Source organism: Pseudonocardia adelaidensis, from assembly GCF_039543345.1.
GTDB lineage: Bacteria > Actinomycetota > Actinomycetes > Mycobacteriales > Pseudonocardiaceae > Pseudonocardia > Pseudonocardia adelaidensis.
This window is the reverse complement of the sequence record NZ_BAABJO010000027.1, coordinates 26,036-49,207: the sequence shown is the minus strand read 5'-3', so window position 1 is coordinate 49,207 and position 23,172 is coordinate 26,036. Positions and strand designations below refer to the sequence as shown.

At 75.3% G+C, this 23,172-nt stretch carries 24 protein-coding genes; 19 read left to right on the top strand and 5 right to left on the bottom strand.

Annotation, left to right across the window (positions count from 1 at the left end; translation table 11 throughout):
• The first annotated feature begins 194 nt into the window (after positions 1-194).
• The 11 genes from ABEA81_RS29740 to ABEA81_RS29690 are packed head-to-tail and all read left to right on the top strand — an operon-like array spanning position 195 to position 10,561.
• Entirely contained in the window at positions 195-995 is an 801-nt protein-coding gene (locus ABEA81_RS29740) for an IclR family transcriptional regulator (protein WP_345609494.1), read from the top strand.
• Entirely contained in the window at positions 992-1,840 is an 849-nt protein-coding gene (locus ABEA81_RS29735; RefSeq protein WP_345609492.1) for an HpcH/HpaI aldolase/citrate lyase family protein, read from the top strand. Before ABEA81_RS29740 ends, ABEA81_RS29735 begins: the two co-directional genes overlap by 4 nt.
• Positions 1,837-2,652, top strand: coding sequence for a cyclase family protein (locus tag ABEA81_RS29730; protein ID WP_345609490.1), 816 nt, complete (start codon positions 1,837-1,839; stop codon positions 2,650-2,652). Before ABEA81_RS29735 ends, ABEA81_RS29730 begins: the two co-directional genes overlap by 4 nt.
• A complete protein-coding gene (locus ABEA81_RS29725) occupies positions 2,649-4,067 on the top strand; it encodes an MmgE/PrpD family protein (protein WP_345609488.1) in 1,419 nt (472 codons plus the stop codon). Before ABEA81_RS29730 ends, ABEA81_RS29725 begins: the two co-directional genes overlap by 4 nt.
• Positions 4,064-5,380 carry an MmgE/PrpD family protein gene (locus ABEA81_RS29720; protein WP_345609486.1) on the top strand — a complete coding sequence of 439 codons (1,317 nt, stop codon included), beginning with the start codon at positions 4,064-4,066 and terminating at the stop codon, positions 5,378-5,380. Before ABEA81_RS29725 ends, ABEA81_RS29720 begins: the two co-directional genes overlap by 4 nt.
• Positions 5,377-6,726, top strand: coding sequence for an MmgE/PrpD family protein (locus ABEA81_RS29715; RefSeq protein WP_345609484.1), 1,350 nt, complete (start codon positions 5,377-5,379; stop codon positions 6,724-6,726). Before ABEA81_RS29720 ends, ABEA81_RS29715 begins: the two co-directional genes overlap by 4 nt.
• Positions 6,723-7,217 carry a pyridoxamine 5'-phosphate oxidase family protein gene (locus tag ABEA81_RS29710; RefSeq protein ID WP_345609482.1) on the top strand — a complete coding sequence of 165 codons (495 nt, stop codon included), beginning with the start codon at positions 6,723-6,725 and terminating at the stop codon, positions 7,215-7,217. Before ABEA81_RS29715 ends, ABEA81_RS29710 begins: the two co-directional genes overlap by 4 nt.
• Before the next feature lie 9 nt (positions 7,218-7,226).
• On the top strand, positions 7,227-7,610 hold the full coding sequence (locus ABEA81_RS29705) for an EthD domain-containing protein (RefSeq protein ID WP_345609480.1): 384 nt from the start codon (positions 7,227-7,229) through the stop codon (positions 7,608-7,610).
• Positions 7,607-8,254 carry a hypothetical protein gene (locus ABEA81_RS29700; RefSeq protein WP_345609478.1) on the top strand — a complete coding sequence of 216 codons (648 nt, stop codon included), beginning with the start codon at positions 7,607-7,609 and terminating at the stop codon, positions 8,252-8,254. The genes ABEA81_RS29705 and ABEA81_RS29700 overlap by 4 nt, the downstream gene beginning before the upstream one ends.
• Complete coding sequence (locus ABEA81_RS29695) at positions 8,251-9,177, top strand: LLM class flavin-dependent oxidoreductase (RefSeq protein ID WP_345609476.1); 927 nt, start codon at positions 8,251-8,253, stop codon at positions 9,175-9,177. Before ABEA81_RS29700 ends, ABEA81_RS29695 begins: the two co-directional genes overlap by 4 nt.
• A 4-nt stretch (positions 9,178-9,181) precedes the next feature.
• On the top strand, positions 9,182-10,561 hold the full coding sequence (locus tag ABEA81_RS29690) for an MmgE/PrpD family protein (RefSeq protein ID WP_345609474.1): 1,380 nt from the start codon (positions 9,182-9,184) through the stop codon (positions 10,559-10,561).
• A 15-nt stretch (positions 10,562-10,576) separates the two neighbouring features.
• On the opposite strand, the gene ABEA81_RS29685 is transcribed toward ABEA81_RS29690, so the two are convergent.
• Positions 10,577-11,098, bottom strand: a complete 522-nt coding sequence (locus ABEA81_RS29685; RefSeq protein ID WP_345609472.1) for a pyridoxamine 5'-phosphate oxidase family protein — start codon at positions 11,096-11,098, stop codon at positions 10,577-10,579.
• 160 nt (positions 11,099-11,258) lie between these two features.
• On the opposite strand from ABEA81_RS29685, the gene ABEA81_RS29680 reads away from it, so the two are divergent.
• On the top strand, positions 11,259-12,119 hold the full coding sequence (locus ABEA81_RS29680) for an endonuclease/exonuclease/phosphatase family protein (RefSeq protein WP_345609470.1): 861 nt from the start codon (positions 11,259-11,261) through the stop codon (positions 12,117-12,119).
• A gap of 128 nt (positions 12,120-12,247) precedes the next feature.
• Here ABEA81_RS29680 and ABEA81_RS29675 read toward each other — a convergent pair whose 3' ends face one another.
• A complete protein-coding gene (locus tag ABEA81_RS29675; RefSeq protein WP_345609468.1) occupies positions 12,248-13,645 on the bottom strand; it encodes a serine hydrolase domain-containing protein in 1,398 nt (465 codons plus the stop codon).
• 297 nt (positions 13,646-13,942) lie between these two features.
• Here ABEA81_RS29675 and ABEA81_RS29670 point away from each other — a divergent pair, with 297 nt between their 5' ends.
• Together ABEA81_RS29670 and ABEA81_RS29665 are read left to right on the top strand one after the other, a co-directional pair.
• Positions 13,943-14,959, top strand: coding sequence for a zinc-dependent alcohol dehydrogenase family protein (locus ABEA81_RS29670; protein WP_345609466.1), 1,017 nt, complete (start codon positions 13,943-13,945; stop codon positions 14,957-14,959).
• A gap of 45 nt (positions 14,960-15,004) precedes the next feature.
• Positions 15,005-15,799 (top strand): GntR family transcriptional regulator, encoded by a 795-nt coding sequence (locus tag ABEA81_RS29665; protein WP_345609464.1) that lies wholly within the window; start codon positions 15,005-15,007, stop codon positions 15,797-15,799.
• A 78-nt stretch (positions 15,800-15,877) separates the two neighbouring features.
• On the opposite strand, the gene ABEA81_RS29660 is transcribed toward ABEA81_RS29665, so the two are convergent.
• From ABEA81_RS29660 to ABEA81_RS29650, 3 genes are read right to left on the bottom strand one after another with little or no spacing between them, the layout of a single operon-like run.
• On the bottom strand, positions 15,878-16,828 hold the full coding sequence (locus ABEA81_RS29660; protein WP_345609462.1) for a phosphotriesterase family protein: 951 nt from the start codon (positions 16,826-16,828) through the stop codon (positions 15,878-15,880).
• Positions 16,825-18,321 carry a xylulokinase gene (xylB, locus tag ABEA81_RS29655; protein WP_345609460.1) on the bottom strand — a complete coding sequence of 499 codons (1,497 nt, stop codon included), beginning with the start codon at positions 18,319-18,321 and terminating at the stop codon, positions 16,825-16,827. Before xylB ends, ABEA81_RS29660 begins: the two co-directional genes overlap by 4 nt.
• Complete coding sequence (locus tag ABEA81_RS29650; protein ID WP_345609458.1) at positions 18,318-19,049, bottom strand: SDR family NAD(P)-dependent oxidoreductase; 732 nt, start codon at positions 19,047-19,049, stop codon at positions 18,318-18,320. Before ABEA81_RS29650 ends, xylB begins: the two co-directional genes overlap by 4 nt.
• A 119-nt stretch (positions 19,050-19,168) precedes the next feature.
• Between ABEA81_RS29650 and ABEA81_RS29645 the strand changes: the two genes are divergently transcribed.
• From ABEA81_RS29645 to ABEA81_RS29625, 5 genes are read left to right on the top strand one after another with little or no spacing between them, the layout of a single operon-like run.
• Positions 19,169-19,795, top strand: coding sequence for a glucose-6-phosphate isomerase family protein (locus tag ABEA81_RS29645; RefSeq protein WP_345609456.1), 627 nt, complete (start codon positions 19,169-19,171; stop codon positions 19,793-19,795).
• Complete coding sequence (eda, locus tag ABEA81_RS29640; RefSeq protein ID WP_345609454.1) at positions 19,795-20,445, top strand: bifunctional 4-hydroxy-2-oxoglutarate aldolase/2-dehydro-3-deoxy-phosphogluconate aldolase; 651 nt, start codon at positions 19,795-19,797, stop codon at positions 20,443-20,445. The genes ABEA81_RS29645 and eda overlap by 1 nt, the downstream gene beginning before the upstream one ends.
• On the top strand, positions 20,442-21,386 hold the full coding sequence (locus tag ABEA81_RS29635; protein ID WP_345609452.1) for a shikimate dehydrogenase family protein: 945 nt from the start codon (positions 20,442-20,444) through the stop codon (positions 21,384-21,386). The genes eda and ABEA81_RS29635 overlap by 4 nt, the downstream gene beginning before the upstream one ends.
• The gene (locus ABEA81_RS29630; protein ID WP_345609450.1) at positions 21,383-22,315 is read left to right on the top strand and encodes an NAD(P)-dependent oxidoreductase; all 933 of its coding nucleotides are present in this window, start codon (positions 21,383-21,385) and stop codon (positions 22,313-22,315) included. The genes ABEA81_RS29635 and ABEA81_RS29630 overlap by 4 nt, the downstream gene beginning before the upstream one ends.
• Entirely contained in the window at positions 22,312-23,172 is an 861-nt protein-coding gene (locus tag ABEA81_RS29625; protein WP_345609448.1) for an SIS domain-containing protein, read from the top strand. Before ABEA81_RS29630 ends, ABEA81_RS29625 begins: the two co-directional genes overlap by 4 nt.

Sequence of the window (23,172 nt, the reverse complement as noted above, 5' to 3'; positions counted from 1 at the left end):
TCCTGCCCGCTCGGGCTTCGTTCCGGTAACCGGAACAATGATTGCGGAGGATGCTGCACCGGATCCGATGCAGGGTCAAGGGTTGGACCTGTTGCAAGGGAGCTACGTCGCCGGGGCGACCGATCCAGGCCTTGACGGATCTCGCTCCACTGACCGACTATCGTTCCGCTCGCAGGAACGTCGGGAAGGCGGGGGTGTTGGCGGACATCAACGGAACGGAGGCCGCGGCCCGGGTCGCCGACGTCCTGCTCCTGTTCACCGACGGCCCGGAGTCGTTGGGCGTGTCCGCGATCGCGCGCCAGCTGGGCCTCTCGAAGGCCGTCGTGCACCGGATCCTGCGGACGCTGACCGACCGGGGCCTGCTGATCACGGACCCGGTCTCGCGCGGCTACCGGCTCGGCCCCGCGTCGGCGGCGCTCGGGGCGAGGGCACTGCGCGAGTCGACGCTGCGCAGCGCCGCGATGCCGGTGCTGCGCGAGCTGCAGCGCGCCACCGGCGAGACCACGACGATCTCGGCCCGCGTGCCCGACGGCCGCGTGTACCTCGATCAGGTCGAGAGCGCGCAGGAGATCAAGATGACCGTGGAGGTCGGCCGCCGCTTCCCGCTGCACGCCGCCAGCTCCAGCACCTGCATCCTGGCGTTCCTCCCACCCCACGAGCAGGAGGCGGTGCTCACGGGCGAGCTCGGGACGTTGACCAGCCGCACCGTCACCGACGTCGACGCGCTGCGCGCCCGCCTCGCGGAGGTCCGCGCCGTCGGCTACGCCCACTCGATCGGTGAGCGTCAGAGCGGCGCCGCGTCGGTGGCCGCGCCCGTCTTCGGGTTCGACGGCACCGCCATCGGGGCGATCTCGGTCTGTGGGCCGGCCGACCGGGTGGACGACGCCGCGCGCGAGCGGTTCGTGCCACTGCTGTGCGAGGCCGCGGACCGGATCTCCCGCGCGCTCGGCTGGCGCGGCGGGCTCCCGACCCAGGGCGACCAGGAGTCGGCATGACGCGCGTGCTCCGCTCCTGGCTCTACGTCCCCGGCCACCGCGCCGAGCGCGTCGCGAAGGCGCTGGTCGCGGGCGCCGACGCGGTGGTCGTCGACCTCGAGGACGCCGTGCCGCCGGACCGGAAGGCCGACGCGCGGGATGCGATCGCGGCCGCCGTCGCCGCCGTCGACACCGCCGCCGGGGACGGCCCGCAGGTATGGGTCCGGGTCAACGACCCCGAGGGGCCCTGGGGCGCGGCCGACCTGGACGCCGTCACCGGCTCCGGGATCGCCGGCGTCCGGCTGCCGCGCAGCGCCGACCCGGACACCGTCCGGCGCGTGGCCGAGCGCACCGGCCTCCCGCTGCAGCTGGTGATCGAGTCCGCCGCCGGGCTCACCCGTGCCGTCGAGCTCGCCGCGCCGCACCCGCTCGTCGTCGGCATCGGGCTCGGCGAGGCGGACCTGTCCGCCGACCTGCGGCTCGTGTCCGACGCCGGGCTCGACCGGGCGCGCGGCTGGGTCGTGGTCGCGGCCCGGGCCGCCGGCCTGCCCTCCCCGGTGCAGAGCGTCTGGACCGACGTCACCGACCTCGAGGGCCTGCGTGCGAGCTGCGAGCGCGGGCGCGCCACCGGGTTCGTCGGGCGCTCGGTGGTCCACCCCCGGCAGATCCCGGTCGTCCACGACGTCTACACCCCGACCCCCGACGAGGTGCGGCGGGCCGCCGCCGTCGTCCGCACGGCCGACGATGCCCGGGCCCGCGGCGAGGTCGCCGTGCTCGACGAGCACGGGCGGTTCGTCGACCCGGCCGTCGTCGCGCACGCCCGGGTCGTGCTCGACCTCGCCGTTCCCACAGGAGGAGACCGATGACCGATCCGCTTCTGGCAGCGGTGAGCGGGGGAGTGCGCCTCGTCGAGCTCGGCCAGCCGCACTTCACCGGCATGCCCTGCTCCCCGAACCACCCCGGCTTCCGGATGAGCCTGGCGCGCCGGCACGGCGACGTGGTCCGCCCGGACGGCGGGTCGGCGTCGAACGAGATCATCGTGACCGGCGGGCACGTCGGCACCCACGTCGACGCGCTCTCGCACGTCAGCCACGACGGCCTCCTGCACGGCGGCGTCGACGCGGCGGAGGCCCAGCGCGGCGGGCGCTTCTCGCAGCTCGGCGCCGAGCACACGCCCCCGCTGCTCACCCGCGGCGTGCTGCTCGACGTCGCCGGGACGCACGGCGTGGACGTACTCCCCGCCGGCTACGGCGTGACGGCGCGCGACCTGCAGGACGCGTCCGACCGGGCGGGTGTGCGGGTGGGCCGCGGCGACGTCGTCCTGGTCCGCACGGGATGGGCCCGGCACTTCGACACCGACCCCACCACCTACCTCGGCCAGCAGGACGGGGTGCCCGGCCCCACCCCGGATGCGGCGGCCTGGCTCGCCGGGGCGGGCGTCGTGAGCACCGGCGCCGACACCACGGCCTACGAGCAGATCAAGCCGGGAGCCGGGCACAGCGTGCTGCCGGTGCACCGCGTGCTCCTCGTCGACGCGGGTGTCCACATCATCGAGCACCTGAACCTCGAGCCGGCGGCGGCCGAGGGGCTCACCGAGTTCGTCTTCGTCATGGCGCCGCTGCGCATCGTCGGCGGCACGGGGTCGCCGGTACGGCCGGTCGCGGCGGTGGCGGCATGACGGCCGGCACGACCACCGACACCGTCGTCCACCGGCTCGCCCGGCTCGCCCACGACGTCCAGCAGGCGGGGTTGCCGCCGCACCTGCGTGCCGACGTCGCCCGGCGCCTGCTCGACGTACTCGGCAACAGCGTCGCCGCCACCGGCCAGCCGACCGCGGGCTCGGTGGCCGCGGTCGTGCGGGGCTGGGGCGGCCCGGCGGACGCCACCGCGATCGGCACCGGGCTGAAGCTGCCCGCGCCCTCGGCGGCGCTGCTCAACGGCACCCTCGCGCACTCCCTCGACTTCGACGACACGCACCTGCCGTCGGTGCTGCACCCGTCGTCGCCGGTCGTACCTGCGGCGCTGGCCGTCGCCGAGGCCGCCGGCGCGCCGGCCACGGCGCTGCTCGACGCCGCGGGCGTCGGGGTCGAGGTCACGGTGCGACTCGGCATGGGCGGGTACGACCGCGAGCTGGGCAACTCGGTGTTCTTCGAGCGCGGCCAGCACGCCACCTCGATCTGCGGGGCGGTCGGTGCGGCCGTGGCCGCCGCCATGGTCGGCGGACTGGACGCCGAGCGCATCGCCCACGCTGCCGGGATCGCGGCCAGCATGGGGGCGGGCCTGCTCGAGGCCAACCGCACCGGCGGCACCGTGAAGCGGATGCACTGCGGGTGGGCCGCGCACTCCGGTGTCGTCGCCGCCGACCTCGCGCGGCACGGGCTCACCGGCCCTCCCACCGTCGTGGAGGGCCGGTTCGGGTTCCTGCAGGCCTTCTGCGGCGACCGCGCGGACGTCGACGCGGTGGTGGCCGGGCTCGGCGAGCACTGGGAGCTGCCGGGCATCTTCTTCAAGCCCTACCCGTGCAACCACTTCACCCACGCCGGCATCGACGCGGCACTCCAGATGCGTGCCCGCGGCGTCGACCCGGCGCGGATCGAGGAGATCGAGCTCGGCGTCGCCTCGCCCGTGCTGCGGACGATCGCGCAGCCGCCCGAGGAGAAGGCGCGCCCGCGCTCGGGCTACCACGCTGCGTTCAGCGGGCCGTACACGGTGGCGGCAGCGCTGCTCGGCGGCGGCGGGCTGGGCCTGGGCCACGACGACTTCACCGACGAGGCGGCCGCCGACGAGCGGCGGCTCGCACTGGCCGCGAAGGTGCGCTGCGTGGCCGACGCCCGCTGCGACGAGATCTTCCCGAACCAGTTCCCCGCGGTGCTGCGCGTGCGGCTCGACGACGGCGAGCGCCACGAGGTGCGCGTCGACGCCAACCGCGGTGGGCCGGGCAACCCGCTGAGCTCCGAGGAGCACGCCGCGAAGTTCCTGCTCAACGCCGGGCGCGTCCTCGAGGCCGGCGCCGTCACCGCGGTCTCCGACGCCGTGCTGGCGCTGCCCGAACGTGGCGCCATCGGCCCGGTGATGGACCTGGTGCGGGGATGACGAGCCTGCGCGGGCTCGTCGACTGGGCCCTCGGCGGCGACGTGCTCGCCGACGTGGACCAGGCCGTGCTCGTCGTGACCGACACCGTCGCGGCGATCGTGGGCGCCGCGGTCGAGCCCGAGGTCGCGGGGTTCGCGCTGGCGGCACCGCGGCTCGGCGGCCAGGGTGCCGCGACCGTCCTCGCCACCGGTGCCCGCACGAGCCCGTACGCCGCCTCGCTCGCGAACGGGCAGGCGGCCGTCCGGCTGGAGCTGGACGAGGGCAACCAGTTCGCCGCCAACCACCCCGGCGCGCACACCCTCCCTGCCGTGCTGGCGGTCGCGGAGGAGCTCGATGCCGACGGACCGGCGTTCCTCGCGGCGTGTGCGGCGGCGTACGAGGTGGCCGTTCGCGTGGCGGCCGGCACGCGCCTGCGCCGCGCGGTGCACCCGTTCGGCACGACGATGGCGTGCGGGGCGGCGGTCGGCGTCGCCCGGCTCCGCGGCCTCGACACGGACACCACCGTGCGGGCCGTGCGGATCGCGGCCGCCCTCACCCCCGCCTCCACGCAGCGGGCCGCGAACAGCGGGGCGACGGTCCGCAACGCGATCACCGGCGTCAGCGCGGCGTCCGGCGTGCTCGCCGTCGAGCTCGCCACCACCGGGACGACCGCCGACCCGCGCGCATTGCACACGGTGTACGGCGAGGTGCTGGGCGACGCGTTCGATGACAGCCGGCTCGACGACGGGCTGGGCGAGCTGCGCTACCTGACCCGCAACTACGTCAAGCTGCACGCCTGCAGCCGGTGGAACCACGCCCCGATCGAGGCGCTCGCGGCACTGGTCGCGGAGCACGGTGTCACGGCGGCCGACGTCGAGTCCGTCGAGGTGGCGACGTACGACCCCGCCACCCGCCTCGACGGCACCGCCCCCACCAGCGGCTTCGGCGGGAAGCACTCCATCCCGTACTCCATCGCCGTCCGGCTGCTGCTCGGCCACAACGGCATCGCCGCCTACACCGACGACGTGGCCGCCGACCCCGCGGTGCGGGATCTCATGGCGCGCGTCCGGGTCGTCGAGGACCCGGCCATGACGCGGCTCGCGCCCGCCGTACGCGCCGCGCGCGTCACCGTGCGGCTGCGCGACGGGCGCGCGCTCACCGCGCAGGAGGACCGCGCGCCCGGCGGGTTCGACCGCCCCTACGACCGGGCCACCCTGCGCGCGAAGCACGAGGAGCTGCTCGGTCCCGCCACTGCGGACGTACTGGCTTGGTGCGAGGCGCTCCCGCGCGCCGGATCCGTCCGCGGGCTCGACCGGCTGGTGGCGCGCTCGTGAGCGCCTTCGCCACGGCCCTCGCATCAGCGATCTCCGGCACCTCGTGGCGGGACGCACCGACCGAGGTGCGCGACCGGGTCGTGGACCTGGTGGCCGACTGCGTGGCGGTCGCCGCGCTCGGCAGCGCCCGCCCGGAGCTGGTGGCCCTCCGCGACGGGCTCGTCCGCACGCCGGTGGGCACCGCGACGGTCGTCGGATCGCCACGGGGTTGGCCGGCGGCGAGCGCGCAGCTGCTCAACGGGTCGGCCGCCGCCGCCGACCAGCTGCAGGACGGGCACCGGCCCGCGCGCGGGCACCCGGCGTCGCACGTCGTGCCCGCCGTCCTCGCCCTGGCCGAGGAGCGGGACTCCCCGGGCGACGACACGCTGTCTGCCGTCCTCGCCGGGTACGAGGCCGGGGTCCGGGTGGGCCGCGCGATGGGCGGCACCCCGCCGGGCGTGCACGACATCGGCACCTGGGGGCAGGTCGGCGTCGCCGCCGGGGTGGCGCGGCTGCTCGCACCCGGTGACGCCGCGGCGGCCCGGCGCGCGGTCGAGCTCGCGGCGTCCGCGGTGCTGCTCTCCGACGCCGCGACGATCTTCCGCGGGCGCACCGGCGGGCACGCGTTCCTCGGGGCGTCGGTGCAGCTCGGCGCCGCGCTCGGGAGCGCGGCGGTCGCCGGGCTCGAACCGGAGCCTGGTGCGCTCGACCGGCACCTCGCCGCCGTGGCCGCGCAGAACTGGGATCCGACCGTGCTGACCGCGGGCCGGTCCGCGTACGAGGTTCTCGGCGGCTACGTGAAGGTGCACCCGACCTGCGCCCACCTGCACGGGGTGAACGACGCCGTCGCGGACCTCCTCCCGCTCGACGCCGCCGACGTCGCCGAGGTCGAGGTGCGGGCGTTCGCGGCGGCCGCCCGGTTCGACGCCGTCGTGGACGACGAGCTGCGGGCCCGGTTCAGCGTGCCGACGTCCGTCGCGGTGGCGCTGGTCACCGGCAGGCTCGACGAGACGACGATGACCGCGCAGGTCGTCGCGTCTCCGCCGGTGCAGGACCTCGCACAGCGCGTCCGGGTCGTCCACGACCCAGAGCTGGACGCCGGCTACCCGCACGGGCGGCCCGCCCGGGTCACGGTCGTGCTGCGGGACGGGACGGTCCGGACCGCCGCCGGAGACCGCCCGCGCGGCGACGCCGACCGCGCCCTCGACCGGGCCCAGCTGCGGGCCAAGGCGGTGCGCCTCCTCACCGGCCGGTTCGGCGCCGCGGGCCGCGACGTCCTCGACGCGGTGCACGCGCTCGCAACCGGCGGCACGCCGCGGGAGCTGGGGGAGCGGCTGCGCGCGGCCGCGGCGGAGGTGCCGGCGTGATCGAGGCCGCGGCCCGGGACTTCGTGCTGACCGAGGCGGGTTTCGCCCAGGTCACCACCATCGACCGGCGCGGCTTCCCGGTCGCCCGGACGATGACCGCGTTCCTGGCGGACGGGTGGGCCGTCGACCTCGTCCAGCGCCGCGAGCACACCCGCATCGCGCAGTGGCGCCGCGACCCGCACACGACCGTCACCTGGGTCGGGAGCCCGGCGCCGGGCGCCACCAACGAACGCCCCCACGTCTTCGACCTCTCGCTGCTGCCACCACGGGTCGTGTCGATCCGCGGCACGGCCGAGGAGATGCCGGCGGAGTGGACGGTGCGCCGCTACCTCGAGGAGCTGGTCCGGCTGCGGGCGCGGGGCGGGACCCGGGCGCCGGTGCGCGGCCCCGAGCAGGTCGAGGACGAGCTGGTGGGCATCCGGATCCATCCCGTCCGCGTGCGCCTGGAGGGCTTCGGGACGGGCGCGGAGTCGTTCACGTTCGATTGCTGAGGAGGAGCGATGACGGTCAAGGCGATCCTGGGGTACGAGGTCGCGGAGGGCCTCACCCCCGAGGAGTACGAGCGCTGGCTCTTCGAGGTGCACGCCCCCGACCTGCTCGCCAACCCGCACCTGGACCGCATCGTGTTCAACAAGGTGCTGCGCCCGGTGCGCCAGGCCTCCGGCGGCACGGCGGAGATCCCGGAGGGCTACTCGTTCTACCGGATCGCGGAGATGCACTTCGCCGACGAGGACGCGTACGCGCAGTACCGCGAGTGGTTCAGCGACCATCCGATCCCGGCCGAGCGGGGCCCGGCAGGGCGCACCGACTTCAAGTTCTACGTGCTCACCGACAGCACCGAGGTCACCCGCGAATCCCTGGCGGCAGGTGGGGCCGCGCGGTGACGGCCGCGCTGCGCGCGCTCGAGCGGCTGGCCGCCACGGTCCCGGATGCCGACCTGGGCGCCTGGGCCCACCGGATCGCCACACCGGACGGTGCCGTGCCCCTGCCCGGGACGGGCCTGCGCGCCGCGACCTACCCGGGACTGCTGCGGGCCGGGGAACGCTGCGCGCGCGCCGGCCTCGGAGCGGACGTCGTGCTGACCCTCGTCGGCCTCGTCGCCGGCGCCGAGCACGGACGCAGCGCGGCCGACCTGAGCCGTGCGGTGCGCGCCGGGCTCGCCGTCCACGCGGAGATCGAGCAGCGGATCGCCGAGGTGACCCGGCCGGCGGGCCTCCCGACCGGCGGCGTCGCCCCCGCGGCGATGTGCGCAGCCGTGCTCGCCGGCATCCCACCAGCCGACCGGCCCGCGCTGCTCGACCTCGCGGGCAGCCTGATGGCCATCACCCCGCCGGACGGGCCGGCCGGTCCGTGGGCGGGTCACGCGGCCGCGGCGGGCTGGCTCGCGGTCCACACCTTCACGAGCGGGCTGGCCGGGATGCCCGACGGCCTCGGTCACACCCTCGCCGCCGTCACCGGCGCCTCCGCGGTGGACGACCCGCCGCCGGGCGAGGTTCCGGTGCGCGCGCTGCTGGAGCGGCTGCGGTGACCCCTCCGGTCCTGCTCAACGTCGCCCGGCCGTGGGGCGAGGCGGACCCGGTTGCGCTGGCGGCCCGGGCGCTCGAGGCGGGCCTCGACGGCGTCGGGCTCGCGGACAGCCCGCGACTGTTCCCGGACCCGCTGGTGGAGACCGCACGCGTGCTGGCCGGGACGGACGCGCGGCTGGCCGGCCCGTGCGTCCTCGGGCTGGGGCTGCGCCACCCGGCGACGGTCGCCGGTGCCGTGCGCACGCTCGCCGCCCACCACCCCGGGCGCGTCGTCGCCGTCGTCGGGCGCGGCGAGAGCTCGGTGCGCAACGAGGGGCTGCCGGTACCGTCGCTGCCGGAACACGAGGCAGCGATGCGCGCGCTGCGGGAGCTGCTGGTCGACGGGCCGACCCTCCTCGGCGCCGCCTCCGGTCCCCGCACGATCGCCGCGACGGCCGTCGCACTCGGCGGGGTGCTCGTGGACGTCGGGACCGACCCCGCCGTGCTGGCCAGGGCCGTGGGGCTCGCGCACGGCGCCGCAGTCTGGGTGTTCCTGCGGGCCGCCGTCACGTCGTGCGTCGAGGAAGCGGACGCGGCGGCGCGCCCGGTCCTCGGCTCCTGCGCCGCGCGGATCGCCGGCGCTCCGGACTGGTACGGCGTCGGCGGGGACGAGCTCGCGCACGTCCGCGCCGTCGCCGCGGCCCACGACTACCGCCGCCACGGCACCGCCGCCGCCGGCCACGCGACCGGACCCGGCGACGCGCTGGTACGGGAGCGGTTCCTCGTCACCGGCGACGGGCCGACCATCACGGCGCGGGTGCGCGAGCTGGCCGCCGTGGGCGTCGACGGCGTGGTGCTCGCCGGGGCCGTCGCGGGAGTGACGGAGCGCCTCGCCGAGCTCGCCACCGCCGTCACCGCCGGCCTGTCCACCGATCCCCGGGAGTAGCTCGATGATCACGATCGATGCCCGGCCCCTGGCCGTGTTCGCCCACGGGACCCGGCTCGAGGACGCGCCCGCCGACGTGGTGCGGCTGGCGCGGCTGTTGCTGCTCGACTCGCTCGGGGTGCTGGTCGGCGGGCTGCACTACCCGCCGGTGCAGGCGTTCGTCCGCGGCCTGCGCGCCGCCGAACCGTCCGGGCTCCGGGACGCCCCGTTCGCGCGGCTGGCCGGCCTGGGCACCGCCGCGACGTGGCTCGACGCGGACTCCGGCGGCTCGTTCCACCCCCAGGGCCACCGCCTCCCGCCCGTGCCCACCGCGCATCCGGCCCCGCACTGCCTGCCCGTGCTGCTGCACGCCGCGGCGGCGGGCGGGGTGCCGGACCGGCGGCTCACGGAGGTCTTCCTCCTCGCGTGCGAGATCGGGATGCGGTTCGGGGTCGGGACCTCGTTGCGGCCCGGACTGCACCCGCACGGGATCCACGGACCCGTGGCCGCGGCGCTCTCGGCCGGCGTGCTCGCCGGCCTGACCCCGGACGACACGGCCGAGGCCCTCCTGATCGGGGCGTCCGTCCCGATGGCGGCGACGCTGGCCGTACCGGTGCGGGGCGGCACCGTCCGCAACGTGTGGACCGGGCTCGGCGCCTACTACGGCGCGGCCGCGGCGGGCCGGGCCGCCGACGGCACCCGCGGCAGCGCGGACCTCGTCGCCCGCCTGCTCGACTCGGCCGTCTGCACCGACCTCGACACCGAGGAGCTGACCGGCGGCCTCGGGGAGCGGTGGCGCCTCGCCGACAGCTACCTCAAGCCCTACGCGTGCGCCCGCTGGATCCACCCGGCCCTCGACGCCTGGCGCGCCGCCGTCGCGGACGTGCCGGACGCGGCGCGGGCCCGCGGCGGCATCGACGAGATCGTGGTGGAGACGTTCGCGTTCGCGGTCTCGCTGGACGCGGTCGACGTCGGCTCGGACATGCACGCCCGGTTCTCCCTGCCCGTGTGCCTCGCGGCGCTCGCGCTGGACGGGGACCTGGTCGCGCAGACGTTCCTGCCCGACCGGCTCGCCCGCCCCGAGGTCGGCGAGATCGCGGCCCGGGTCCGGATGGTGGAGGAACCGGAGTTCTCCGCGGCGCTTCCACGTGAGCGGCCCGCGACCGTGACGGTCCGGTGGCGGGACGGCTCGTCAGGCACGGCCGGCGTCCGGAACGCGCGCGGCAACCCGGACGACCCGCTGGGCGCGGACGAGGTGGAGCGCAAGTTCCGGCTGAACGTCGCGGGCCTGCTCACCGACGCCACCGCCGACGCCGCAGTCGCGGCACTGCTGCACCCCGCCGGCGCCGGCACGACGGCCATCGCCCAGCTCGCGTCGGAGGTGCTGGCAGAACTGGGTTGCTGATGCCGGCCGTCGAGGTCAGGCCGGGAAGCGGAAGCGGGTCTGTGTGAAGGGTGCCTTTCCGAACGCCAGCACCTTCGCCGGGGTGAGGCGGAAGACCAGCCCCTCGCGGCCTGCGGGGTCGCGGAACGCCCCGTCGCAGATCTCGAAGTGCCAGTCGAGCTTCGACCGCCACAGCGCCGCCAGCCGGAGCAGCCGGGATCGGTCGGTGATGCGGACTGCGGTGCCCTCGACCACGACGTCCAGCCCGGACCGGAGCTGGTTGGTGCCCGTGGTGAGAGCGCAGCGGGAGTCGCGTGCGAGGTTCTTCGCCTTCTGCTCGTGCCGCCCGACGCTGATGTGGAGCGTCCCCTCGAACCAGATGGCCGGAAGCGGTGTGACGTGGGGCCGACCGTCGCGGCGGACCGTGGACAGCCAGAACATCTCCGCCGCCGAGAGCACTGCCTCGACGTCGCTCCACGATGGGGCGCGGGCGTCCGGTTCGCTGAACGCCTCGTTCAGTTCGGGTTCGGGAGGGGGATCGATCCTCGGATCTGTCATACCCGTTCGACAATCGGGGCACCGCCGGATCGACACGGGTCGGCCGACGAATCGGCGACGCGGACGCCGTCGTCCGCACGCTCTTCGGTCCGATGAACCACGCGACCACGAATCCCGTGTCGGCAGTGGGATGGATGGCGGCTCGGGATGAGGGCAGGGCATGGTCGACCGGTCGTACCGATGGCTGCGGGTCGCGAGCGCCGGCTTCCTGATCGCGGCGCTCGCCGGGTGCGCCGGGACGGCGACCGGGGTGAACGCGGACGGCCCGGTGCCGGGCCCGCCGACCACACCGGCCGGGAGTGAGGTGGCCGCATCGGTGCGGCTGTTGCAGATGAACCTGTGCAACAGCGGCATCGCCGCCTGCTATGCCGGTGGCCGCTCGATCGACGAGGCCGCCGCGGTGATCCGCTCCGAAACGCCGGACCTGGTCACCCTGAACGAGGTCTGCGAGGGCGACGTGTCAGCGCTCGAGGGAGTGCTCGCCGGCGCCGTGCCCGGCGCGGAGGTCGCGTCGGCGTTCCAGGCGGCGCGCGACCGGGACACCGGCGACGCGTACCGCTGCCGCAACGGGCAGCCGTTCGGCAACGGCATCGTGTCCCGGTGGCCGTCCGTGCCCGGCTCCCCGGCGGGCAGTGGGATCTATCCGGTCCAGGACCCGGAGGACCCGGAGGAGCGGGCGTGGGTGTGCATGGAGGTCGCCGCCACTCCGGCGGTCGGCGTCTGCACCACGCACCTGGCCTACACCGACCGGGACGTCACGATGGGCCAGTGCCGGTACCTGTTCGGCACGGTGGTCGCGGGGATGCGCGCACCGCTGGTGCTGGGCGGTGACCTCAACCTGGGCTCGGACGACGGCGCGGACCTCAGGTCGTGCCTCCCCTCCGACTCGGTGTCCGCGGATGACGGCGACGTGCAGGTCGTGGCGGCGACGCCCGAGTTCGTCGTCGCCGACTCCCGCACGATCGATCTGCGCGGCGCCTCCGACCACCCGGGCCTGCTCGTCACGCTCGCGCCCCGGTAGGCCGCGGGGTGCTCGCGCGGCTGACCTCGTCGAGGGTCTCCTTCGATGACCCGATGCGTTCCGCGGAACGCGAGAGGCGAGGCAGTCAGAGTGATGTTGTGATCACCCCAGCCCGAACCAGACCACACCTAGGCGAGGCCGGGCTGCGTCATCAGCGGCGACCGCAGGTGCAACTCCAGATCGGGGCCGGTCAGGGGCACGGTGCTCCACGTCGCCACCGCGGTCCCCGCCCCGGCGTCGAGCACCAGTCGAACGCGGTGTGGGGTGGTGATGACGTAGAGGTCGGCGACGAACCGGTCGCCCTGCCAGGCACCGGCCGCGACGACGGGGCGGCCGAGCGGCGAGCTCTCCCGCCATTCGTCGTGGCCGACGGCGACTTCGAGGTCCGAGCCGAGTTGGAGGAGCCATCCGCCATCCACCGGCTCGACGACCACTGCGGTTCCGTCGGGCAGGGCCGAGCCCTCGGCGGAGGCGTCGATCCTCGCAGCACAGGAGAGGGAAGGGGCGGCCGAACCCGGCACCCCCGCGAGTGACAGCTGCCGCAGCCGCTCGGCGAGGATCTCGTCGTCCCGGGATCCGGCGCCACCCGCCCCGTCCACGCCGGGCAGCAGGCACTCCCAGATCGCGTCGAGCACGACCTGTGCCGGCGAGTCCGCGTTCGGGTGGCCGCTGGTCACGGCGACCACGAGATCGTGCGACGGGACGACCACGCATTGCTGGCCGAAGGACCCGTTCCCGTGGTAGCCGTGCCGCGACATCCAGAACTGGTACCCGTAACCGCACAGGAAGTCGGGGTTTCCGGCTCCGTCCGCGGGAGGCAGGGTCTCGACGTGCCGCCTGGTCGCGAGCTCCACCCATCCGCGCGGGACGAGCTGCCGCTCGCCCCAACGGCCGCCCCGCAGCAGCAGCTCACCGAAAGCGGCGACGGCCTCGGTCCTGAGGTGCAGCCCGTGGAATCCGAAGGCGGCACCGCTCGCCACCCGGTCCCATTCGGCGTGGTCAACTCCCATTGGCGTGAAGAGCCGGTCGTCGAGCAGTTCCGGCAGGCCGCGGCCCGTGACCCGTTCCACCATCCGGGCCAGGATGAACGTGGTCGGATTGTCGTAGGTGTGCCGCATTCCCTCGGCCTCGGTGAACGGTACGCGCAGGAAGCCCTTGACCAGGTCGCCGGGTTCCAGGCGCCAGGCCTCGTCGAGGCTGTCCGTGCCGTGTCCGGCCGTCATGGACAGCAGGTTGTGGACGGTGATGCGGCGCCCCTGCTCGGAGACGTCGGCCGGAACGTGGTCGGGCAACACGTCCACCACCCGGTCGTCCAACGAGAGCAGCCCGTCGGCGATCGCCAGCCCCACGGCGACCGAGGTGAACGATTTGGTCACCGAATAGAGCAGGTGGGGGCGTTCGGCCGAGTAGGGCGCCCACCAGCCTTCGGCGATGACGTGACCGTGGCGTACCACCATGATGGAGTGACATTCGATGGATTGCGCTTCGATCCGGTCCAGCAGCGCGGCAATCGCATGGGACGACATCCCCGCTGCGGTCGGTGTCGACCGCGGCAGTAGGGCGCGCTGAGAAGGCATCCAGAAACCCTAACAAGCCGCTCGATCGAGTTATGAGAATTTCTCGTCGAGTGGCACGTCGGTACCTGCGCGAGGAGCGCCCGGACGCCGGGCGCATGATCGAGACACGATGGGGTGGGCAGCGGACGGCAGCGCGGGTGACGCGGGCCACGGCGGGATCGGCGGCGCGTACTGCCGCGGAGCGGTCCGGGCAGCCGGACCCGTTCCTCTCATCCTGTAAGTACAAGGGCTGGTAGCGTTCCGCCCGTGAAGGCCGTCGTCTACGACCAGCCGCGCCGCTTCGCCGTCACCGAGGTGGCCGATCCGCACGCCGGCCCGGGGGAGGTGCGGTTGCGCGTGGCGCTCGCCGGCGTCTGCGGCACCGACGCGCACCTGCACGACGGCCAGTTCGACCCCGTCTACCCGCTGACGCCGGGCCACGAGATCGTCGGCGAGGTCGACGAGGTCGGCGAGGGCGTCACCGACCTGCGCGCCGGGCAGCGGGTCGTCCTGGACAACATGCAGTCCTGCGGCACCTGCAGCAGCTGCCGGCGCGCCCGGCCGGCGTACTGCGCGCACCTCGTGGCGCAGGGGGTCAACGCGCCCGGCGGGTTCGCCCAGTACATCGTGGCGCCGGCCGGCAAGTGCCACCCGGCCGACGACCTCGCGCCCGACGTCGCCGTGCTGACCGAGCCCACCGCCTGCGTGATGCACGGTCTCGACGTCCTGGGCCTGCCGCCGGGCAGCGACGTGCTGGTCTTCGGCGCGGGTCCCACCGGGCTGCTGCTCGCGCAGCTGCTGCGCCACGCGGGCGCGAGCCGGGTCACCGTCGCCGCGCCGACCGCCGGCAAGCTGGAGATCGCCGCCCGGCACGGCGCCGACGAGACGGTGCGGATGGACCGCGCGGACCCGGAGGCCGCCGTCGCCCGGCTGCGGGAGCTCGCCCCGGAGGGGTTCGACGTCGTCGTCGACGCCACGGGCGCCGTCGGCGTGCTCGAGCAGTGCATGCCGCTCACCCGCGACGGTGGCACCGTGTTCGTCTACGGGATGACCGACGAGGCCGACCGGCTCACCGTGTCCCCCTACGAGGTGTTCCGCCGCGAGTTGGTGATCAAGGGCTCGTTCAGCCAGGCGTACAGCTTCGACCGCGCGCTGCAGGCCCTGCGCACCGGCCGCGTCGTCGCCGACGGCATCATCACGCACACGTTCGCCCTCGACGACTACGCCGACGCGCTGGCCGCGTTGCACGACCGGAGTTGCGTGAAGGCCGTCGTGCGGCCCTGAGCGGAGCTTGCGGAGCGAACATCATTGCTGAAGGGAGGGGGTGCGGTGCGGACGCAGCGGCCCGTGCGCGGGCGCATCGACCGGTCGTCCGCGCTGCCCTACTACCACCAGCTCAAGCAGCTGCTGGTGCAGGAGATCGCGCGCCGGGACCTGCAACCCGGCGACCTGCTCCCGGGCGACAACGCGCTCTGCGAGACCTACGACGTCTCCCGCACCGTGGTGCGGCAGGCCCTCACGGAGCTGGAGTTCGAGGGCGTCATCGAGCGGCGCAAGGGCAAGGGCACCTTCGTGGCCCGTCCGAAGACCGCGGAGGGCCTCGTCCAGTCGCTCACCGGCCTGTTCGAGGACGTCGCCGCCCGCGGCGGGCACCTGCGCAGCCAGGTGCGCACCCTCGCCGTGGTCCCGGCCGACGACCAGGTGGCCGCCGAGCTGCAGCTCGAGCCGGACGCGCCGGTGGTGTTGCTGGAGCGGCTGCGGTTCGTCGAGGACCAGCCCTGGGTGCTCACGGTGACGCACCTGCCGCACGCGCTCGTGCCCGGCCTGGAACACGAGGACCTCACCGACCGCTCGCTCTACGCCGTGCTCGAGGAGTCCTACGGCGTGCGGCTGGCCCACGGGCGGCGGTCGGTCGAGGCGAGCGCCGCCCCGCAGCCGCTCGCCGGGGCGCTCGGCGTCACCACCGGCGCGCCCGTGCTCGTGCTGCGCAGCCTGAGCTTCGACGCCGACGAGCGGCCGGTCGAGAGCTTCGTGGCATACCACCGCGGCGACCGCAGCCGCTTCGAGGTCGACCTGGTCCGCGAGCCCACGGCCCGCGCCAAGCCCTCGATGATCGTGACGTAGGCCCGCGCCCCCGCCTCCCGAGTGCCAGCATGGTGGCTTTGCTGCCGTGTTATGCCAGCAAAGCCACCATGCTGGCGTTCAGGGGCGGAGGGTGAGGGCCCGCGCTGGGTTCGTCACCAGCACCCGGTGGAGGGCCTCGTCGCCCAGGCGCTCCGCCAGGCGGGGCAGGAAGCGGCGGGGCAGGTAGTCCAGGCCGGGGAGGCCGCCGTAGGCGCGGTAGCGGGTGCGGCGCGCGACGTCCCCGCCGAGCAGGAGCCGGTCCGCGCCGCCCGCGGCGATCACCCGTTCCAGGCAGTCCAGGATCGCCGAGTCCGGGGCCTCGCGGTGGCGGGCCATGCCGTCGTAGCCGAGGTAGGCGCCCGCGGCGGCGAGGTCGGTGTGCAGGCCGGGGTCGAGGTTGCGGTCGGCGTGGGCGAGCACCACGCGGTCGGCGGCCAGCCCGTCGGCGGCGAGCGCGGCGAGCACCTCGTGCGCCGCCGACCCGTGCTCGAGGTGCACCATCGCCGCGACGCCGGTGGCGGCGGCCGTCGCGGCGGCCGCGGCCAGCACGCGCCGCTCGAAGGGGTCGATGCGCCAGTAGCCCACGCCCGCCTTGACCAGCCCGGCCCGCACGGGCGCGCCGGCCGGCCCGGCGGCGGGAGCGCCGCGGCCGGGGCCGTCGACGGCGGGCAGCGCGTCGCGGACGTCGGCGGTGAAGCGGGCGGCGAGGTCGGCCTCCGAGCACTCGGGCAGCCAGTGCCCACTCGGGTAGTGCTCGCTGCGGTGCGCGCCGGTGGTGTGCACGACGCGCAGGCCGGTGGCCGCGCTGATGCGTGCCACTGCCGCCGGGTCGCGGCCCAGGCCCGTGGGGGTGGCCTCGACCATCGCGGCGATCCCGGCCGCCCGCAGCGTGGCGGCCTCGGCGCCGCTCGCGGCCTCGTCGTCCAGCTCGTCGCCGGGCAGCAGCGGCGAGACCTGGAAGAGGTGCTCGTGGTAGTCGCAGCGGCCCAGCTCGTCCGGGGCGAGGTCCCCGAGAACGGTTCTGATCACAGGCTCTCGAACCACGGCTCCAGCCGGCGGTAGGCGTCGAGGAACACCGCGTGCTCGCGGCGGTAGCGCCCGTGCGCCGCCGGGTCCGGCTCGCAGGGCGCGGCCTGCTCCGACATCCGCCGGGCGACCGAGAAGTCGGCGTAGAGCCCGACGCCGACACCGCCGACGACGGCCGCGCCCAGCGCGGTCGCCTCGTCCACCAGCGTGCGCCTGCGCACCGGAACGCCCCACACGTCGGCGAAGATCCGCAGCAGCGGGGCGGCGTTCGCGGCGCCGCCGATGGCGTCCATCCGCTCGATGGTGGCGCCGTTCTCCACGAACGCCAGCAGGCCGGTGTAGAGGTTGAACGCCACCCCCTCGACCACGGCGCGCGCCATGTGCTCGGGCCCGTGGTGGCGGGCGAGCCCGGCGAACACCGCGCGGGCCCGCGGGTTCCAGTACGGGGAGCGCTCGCCGAGCAGGTGCGGCAGGAAGTACAGCCCGTCCTCGGCCGCGGTCACGCCATCGGCGGCGGCGAGCAGCCGTTCGTAGCGCGCCTCCTCGCCGGGCGCCACCACGTCCATGATCCACTGCAGCGACGCACCGCCGGCCTGCATCGTGGCCGTCGGCACGTACCGGCCGGGGATGACGTGGTTGAACGTCATCGAGCGCATCTGCGGGTCGTGCAGCGGCGCGTCGGCGGCGAGCGAGACCCACGACGACGATCCGAGGTAGGTGTAGGCGCCGGAGGACGCGTCGACGATGCCGGCGCCGAGCGCCGCCATCGGTCCGTCCCCGCCGCCCAGCACGACCGGGGTTCCCGCGCGCAGCCCGGTGGCCGCCGCGGCGTCCGCGGTCACGTGCCCCACGACCGTGGTGGACGGCACGACCTCGGGGAAGAGCGCCGCATCCAGGCCGGCGGCGTCGATCAGCTCCGCCGACCAGGTGCCGGCGGACTGGTCGTAGGCGTTCGTGCTGCTCGCGTCCGACGGGTCGGTGACGAGCGCGCCCGTGAGCCGGTGCACCACGAAGTCCTTGGCGTTCACGACGTGCCGGACGCGGGCGAACGCGGCGGGCTCGGTGTCGCGCACCCACATGACCTTCGTCAGCGAGTACGTCGGGTTGAGCCGGTGGCCGGTGATCCGGTACCCGGTCTCCATGCCGACGCGCTCGAGCAGCCGGTCGGTCTGGCTGGTGGAGCGGGTGTCGGCCCAGATGATCGCCGGGCGGACCGGGTCGCCCGCGGCGTCGAGCAGCACCGCGCCCATCATCTGGCCGGAGAAGCTCACGGCGGCGACGTTGTCGCGGGCGTCCGGCACCCGGTCGAACAGTCCGCGGGTGGCGGTGCCGACCGCCCGCCACCACGCCTCGGCGTCCTGCTCGGCCTTGCCGCGGGGACCGAAGTCGGTGTCGTAGGCCGTGGTGACCGCGGCGACGACCCGGCCCTCGGCGTCCACCAGCGTGGCCTTGTCGCCGGTGGTGCCCAGGTCGTGGGAGAGGATGAACCCGCTCATCGGAGGGAGAACCCGCCGTCGATGAGCAGCTCGGCGCCGCAGCAGAAGGCCGACTCCTCGCTGAGGAAGTACTCCACGGCCTTCGCGATCTCGGCGGGCTGCGCGAACCGGCCGAGCACGGTCTCGCGCGTCCACTGCGGGTGCATGTGCGTCTTGAGGGCGTTGAGCGGCGTGTCGACGTAGCCGGGGGAGACCGTGTTGATCCGCACCCCGCGCGGGCCCCACTCGACGGCGAGCGAGCGGGTGAGCGCGCTGACCCCCGCCTTCGAGGTGTTGTAGACGCTCTGGCGCTGCGGGTGGTTGACGATCGCGTTGCCGGACATCGAGGCGATGTTGACGATCGCGCCGCCGCCGCGGGCGAGCAGCTCGCGGCCGAACTCGCGGCAGGTGAGGAACACCCCGCGCAGGTTCACGGCCATGATCCGGTCGAACTCCGCCATCGGCATCTCCTCGGCGGCGACGTCGTCCTCGACGATCCCGGCGCTGGTGACCAGGTCGACCGGGCGATCGTCGCCGGCGTAGAGCGCGCGCACCGCGGCGACGACCGACTCCTCGGACGTCAGGTCGGTCTCCAGGCCCGTGACGCCGGCCGGGAGGGCGTCGAGGCCCGTCAGGTCGAGCCCGTACACGGTGGCCTCCTGGCCGGCGAGGCTCTCGCAGATCGCCCGCCCGATCCCGCCTGCTGCCCCGGTGACGGCGATCCGCCGCCCCGCGAAGCGGTTGGTCATCAGTCGTTCTCCTCACGGCCGTGTCATGTAGTAGTACTAGCCCACGGGCCCGAATCCGCGCAAGGGATCGGCGAGTCCCGGTTCCGTACGGCGTGATTGTGTAGTAGGACTACACAGCGATGGAAGAGAGCGACCCGATGACGTCCCCCGTACCCGAGCCCGGTGCCCTGACGATCGACCCCTCGGGGGCGATGCACGGCCGCACGGGCGGCTACGAGAAGCGACTCGGCGACATGTCCGGCGTGTACCGCGACGAGCGCGCGTTCGCCGCCGCCGTGGCCGGGCACGGCGCCGACCACGTCGTCTACCGGGTGGAGGAGCACCGCAGCGGCGACGGCCCCGGCGCACTGATCATCGGCACCAGCACGCTGCTGCCGGGTCGGTACGGGGACGAGTTCGCCGTCACGCGGGGGCACCTGCACGCCCGTGCCGACCGCGCCGAGCTCTACCACTGCCTCTCCGGGCGCGGCGTGCTGCTGATGGAGGCGCTCGACGGGCGCAGCCGCGCGGTCGCCCTCGAACCCGGCGCGGCGGTGCACGTGCCGGGCCACTGGGTGCACCGCAGCGTGAACACCGGCGACGAGCCGTTCGTCACGCTGTTCTGCTACCCGGCCGACGCCGGCCAGGACTACGCGCTCATCGCCGAGGCGGGCGGGATGGCGCGGCTCGTCGTCGACGACGGCGCGGGCGGCTGGACCACCCGTCCCAACCCCGACCACACCGGCTACCGGAAGGAAGCGGCCTGATGGCGCTCGAGTCCGACATCCTCACCGCCGTCGAGGCGCTCGCCGTCGTGCCCGTCGTCGAGATCGACGACGCGGCCACGGCGGTTCCGCTGGCCCGCACCCTCGCCGAGGCGGGCCTCCCGGTCGTCGAGGTCACGTTCCGGACCCCGGCGGCGCGCGACGCGGTGGCCGCGATCGCGGCCGAGCTGCCCGACTTCCTGCTCGGCGCGGGCACCCTGGTGCTGCCGGACATGGTCGTCTCCGCCGCCGAGGCGGGCGCGCGGTTCGGGGTCTCCCCGGGCCGGTCGGGCGCCTGCCTGGCCGCGGCCCGGGAGGCGGGCCTGCCGTTCGTGCCCGGCGCGGTCACGCCGAGCGAGGTGGGCGCGTGCCTGGAGGCGGGGGCGAAGCACATCAAGTTCTTCCCGGCGGGCGCCTACGGCGGGATCGCCACGTTGAAGGCGCTGGACGGGCCGTTCGGGTGGACCGGGGCGCGGTTCATGCCCACCGGCGGGGTGCGGCCGGAGAACGCGGCGGAGTACCTGGGCCTGCCGAACGTGTTCGCCGTGGGCGGCACGTGGGTCGCCCCGCGGGCCGACATCGCCGCGGGCCGCTGGGACGCGATCGCCGAGCGCGCCCGCGCCGCCGCCGCGCTGCGGCCCGGTGCGGCGTGACCGTCGAGCTGCCGCGCCCGGCCGAGCGTCCCACGCTCTACTTCATCGGCGTCACGACCGGGCGCTCGTCCATCCGCACGGTGTTCCCGCGCTGGGCGCGGGCGCTCGGGCTGGGTGACGTGCCGCTGGTCGGGGTGGACCTGCCGCTGCACGCGCCCCGCGCGGACTACCGGCGGGTCGTGGAGTTCCTGGCCGCCGACCCGCAGAGCACCGGCGCCCTCGTCACCACCCACAAGATCGATCTCTACGCCGCGTGCGCCGACCTGTTCGCCGAGGTCGACCCGCTCGCCCGGCTGATGGGCGAGGTGAGCTGCCTGGCCAAGCCGGACGGCGCGCTCGTGGCGTCCGCGAAGGACCCGATCACGGCCGGGCTGGCGCTGGACGCCATCACCCCGCCCGGCACCTGGGCCGCCGCCCCGGCCGACGCGTTCGTCATGGGCGCCGGTGGCTCCGCCATCGCGGTCTGCTGGTACCTCACGCGCCCGGAGCGCGGGGCGGACCGGCCGCGGCGGATCGTCGTGACCGACCCGGACCGCGACCGGCTCGCCGCCCTGCGCCGCGTGCACGACGAGCTGGGTACCGACGTCCCCGTCGAGTGCCTGCCGGTCGACGGCGCCGCCGGCAACGACGCCGTGCTCGCCGGGCTGGGTCCGCGAGCGCTCGTGGTGAACGCGACCGGCCTGGGCAAGGACGCGCCCGGCTCGCCGCTCACCGACGCGGCCCGGTTCCCCGAGGAGGCCGTCGCATGGGACCTCAACTACCGGGGTGAGCTGGTGTTCCTCGACCAGGCCCGGACCGCGGGCGCGCGCGTGCACGACGGCTGGGAGTACTTCCTGCACGGCTGGACGCGGGTGATCGCCGAGGTCTTCGACGTCGAGATCCCCACCGCGGGCCCCCGCTTCGAGGAGCTGGGCCGCCTGGCGGCGGAGGCCCGCCGATGACCCGTCCCGTCCTGGTGACCCCGCGCTCGCTCACCGCGGCCGGGCTGGACACCGTCGCGGAGCTCGGGCCGCTGCGCGCCGCCGGGTTCGCGCTGGTGCCGGGCCCCGCCGGGCGGGTCCCGACCGAGCGGGAGCTGCTCGAGCTCGTGCCCGGCTGCGTCGGCTGGCTCGCCGGCATCGAACCGATCGGGACGCGCGTGCTCGCCGCGGCCACCGACCTGCGCGTGATCAGCCGCAACGGCAGCGGCACCGACGCGATCGACACCGCGGCCGCGGCCCGGGCCGGGATCCGGGTCGTCCGGGCGGAGGGGGCGAACGCGCAGGGGGTCGCCGAGCTGGCGATCGCGCTCGCGCTGGCCGGCCTGCGGCACGTCCCGTGGTCCGCCGCCGCGCTGCGGGCCGGGGGCTGGGACCGCCATCGGGGCCGGGAGCTCGACGAGTGCCGGGTCGGCGTGGTCGGGCTGGGCGCGATCGGCGGCCGGGTCGCCGGGTTGTTCCGCGCGCTCGGCGCCGACGTCGTGGCGACCGACCCCGTGCTGGACGCGGACACCGCGCCGGTTCCGCTCGTGGACCTCGACGCGCTGCTCGCCGGCTGCGACGTCGTCACCCTGCATACCCCGCCCGGTGGCCGCCCGCTGCTGGACGCCGACCGGCTCTCCCGCGTCCGCCGGGGAACGGTGCTGGTCAACACCGCACGGGCGGCGCTCGTCGACGACGCCGCCGTGCTCGCCGCGCTGGAGGACGGGCGGCTGGCCGCCTACGCCGTGGACGCGTTCGACTCCGAGCCCCCCGCGCTCACCCCGCTGCTGCGCCACGAGCGGGTCGTGGCCACACCGCACGTCGGCGGCTTCACCGGCGCGAGCGTCCGGCGGGCCACGGCCCAGGCCGTCGAGAACCTCCTCGCGATGCTCACGGAGGTGCGGACGTGACCACCGATTCGGTGCTGGAGCTGATCACCGGCCGGCAGGACCGCATGCGGCCTTCCGAGCGCAAGGTCGCGGCGGCGGTGCTCGCCGATCCGGGCGCCGCGGTGCACCTGAGCATGGCCGGGCTCGCCGTGGCGGCCGGCGTGAGCGAGCCGACGGTGATGCGGTTCTGCACGGGTCTGGGCTTCAGCGGGTTCCAGGCGTTCCGGCTGGGGCTCGCGCAGTCGCTCGCGGTCGGAATCCCGGTGACGCACTCCGCCATCGCGCCCGACGACCCGGTCGAGGCCATGGCGGGCAAGATCTTCGACCACACCCTGAGCAGCCTCGACCGCACGCGCCGCTCCCTCGACACCGCCGCGGTCGCGGCCGCGGTCGACACGCTCGTGCGGGCGACGTCGGTGCACTTCGTCGGCCTGGGCGCGTCCGGGATCATCGCCCAGGACGCCCTGCAGCACGCGGTGCTCTTCGGTGTGCCCTGCAGCGCGCCGGTCGACCTGCACCAGCAGTACATGGCCGCCGCGATGTGCGGGCCGGGCGAGGTGTTCGTCGCGATCTCCAACACGGGACGCACGACGTCGGTGCTGGAGGTGACCGGGCGCGCGAAGCGCGGCGGGGCCTCGGTCATCGCCGTCACCGGTGGCCCCGGTCCGCTCGCCGACCTCGCCGACGTCGCGATCGTCCTGCGCACCTTCGAGGACACCGACATCTACACGCCGACCGTCAGCCGCCTCGCGGGGCTGGTCCTCATCGACGTCCTGGCCACGGCCGTGGCTGTCCGCAGGGGCCCGGACCACCTGGAGCGGCTGCGGGAGATGAAGGAGGCGCTCTCGGTGTTCCGGGGCAGCGCCGACGGCAGCTGA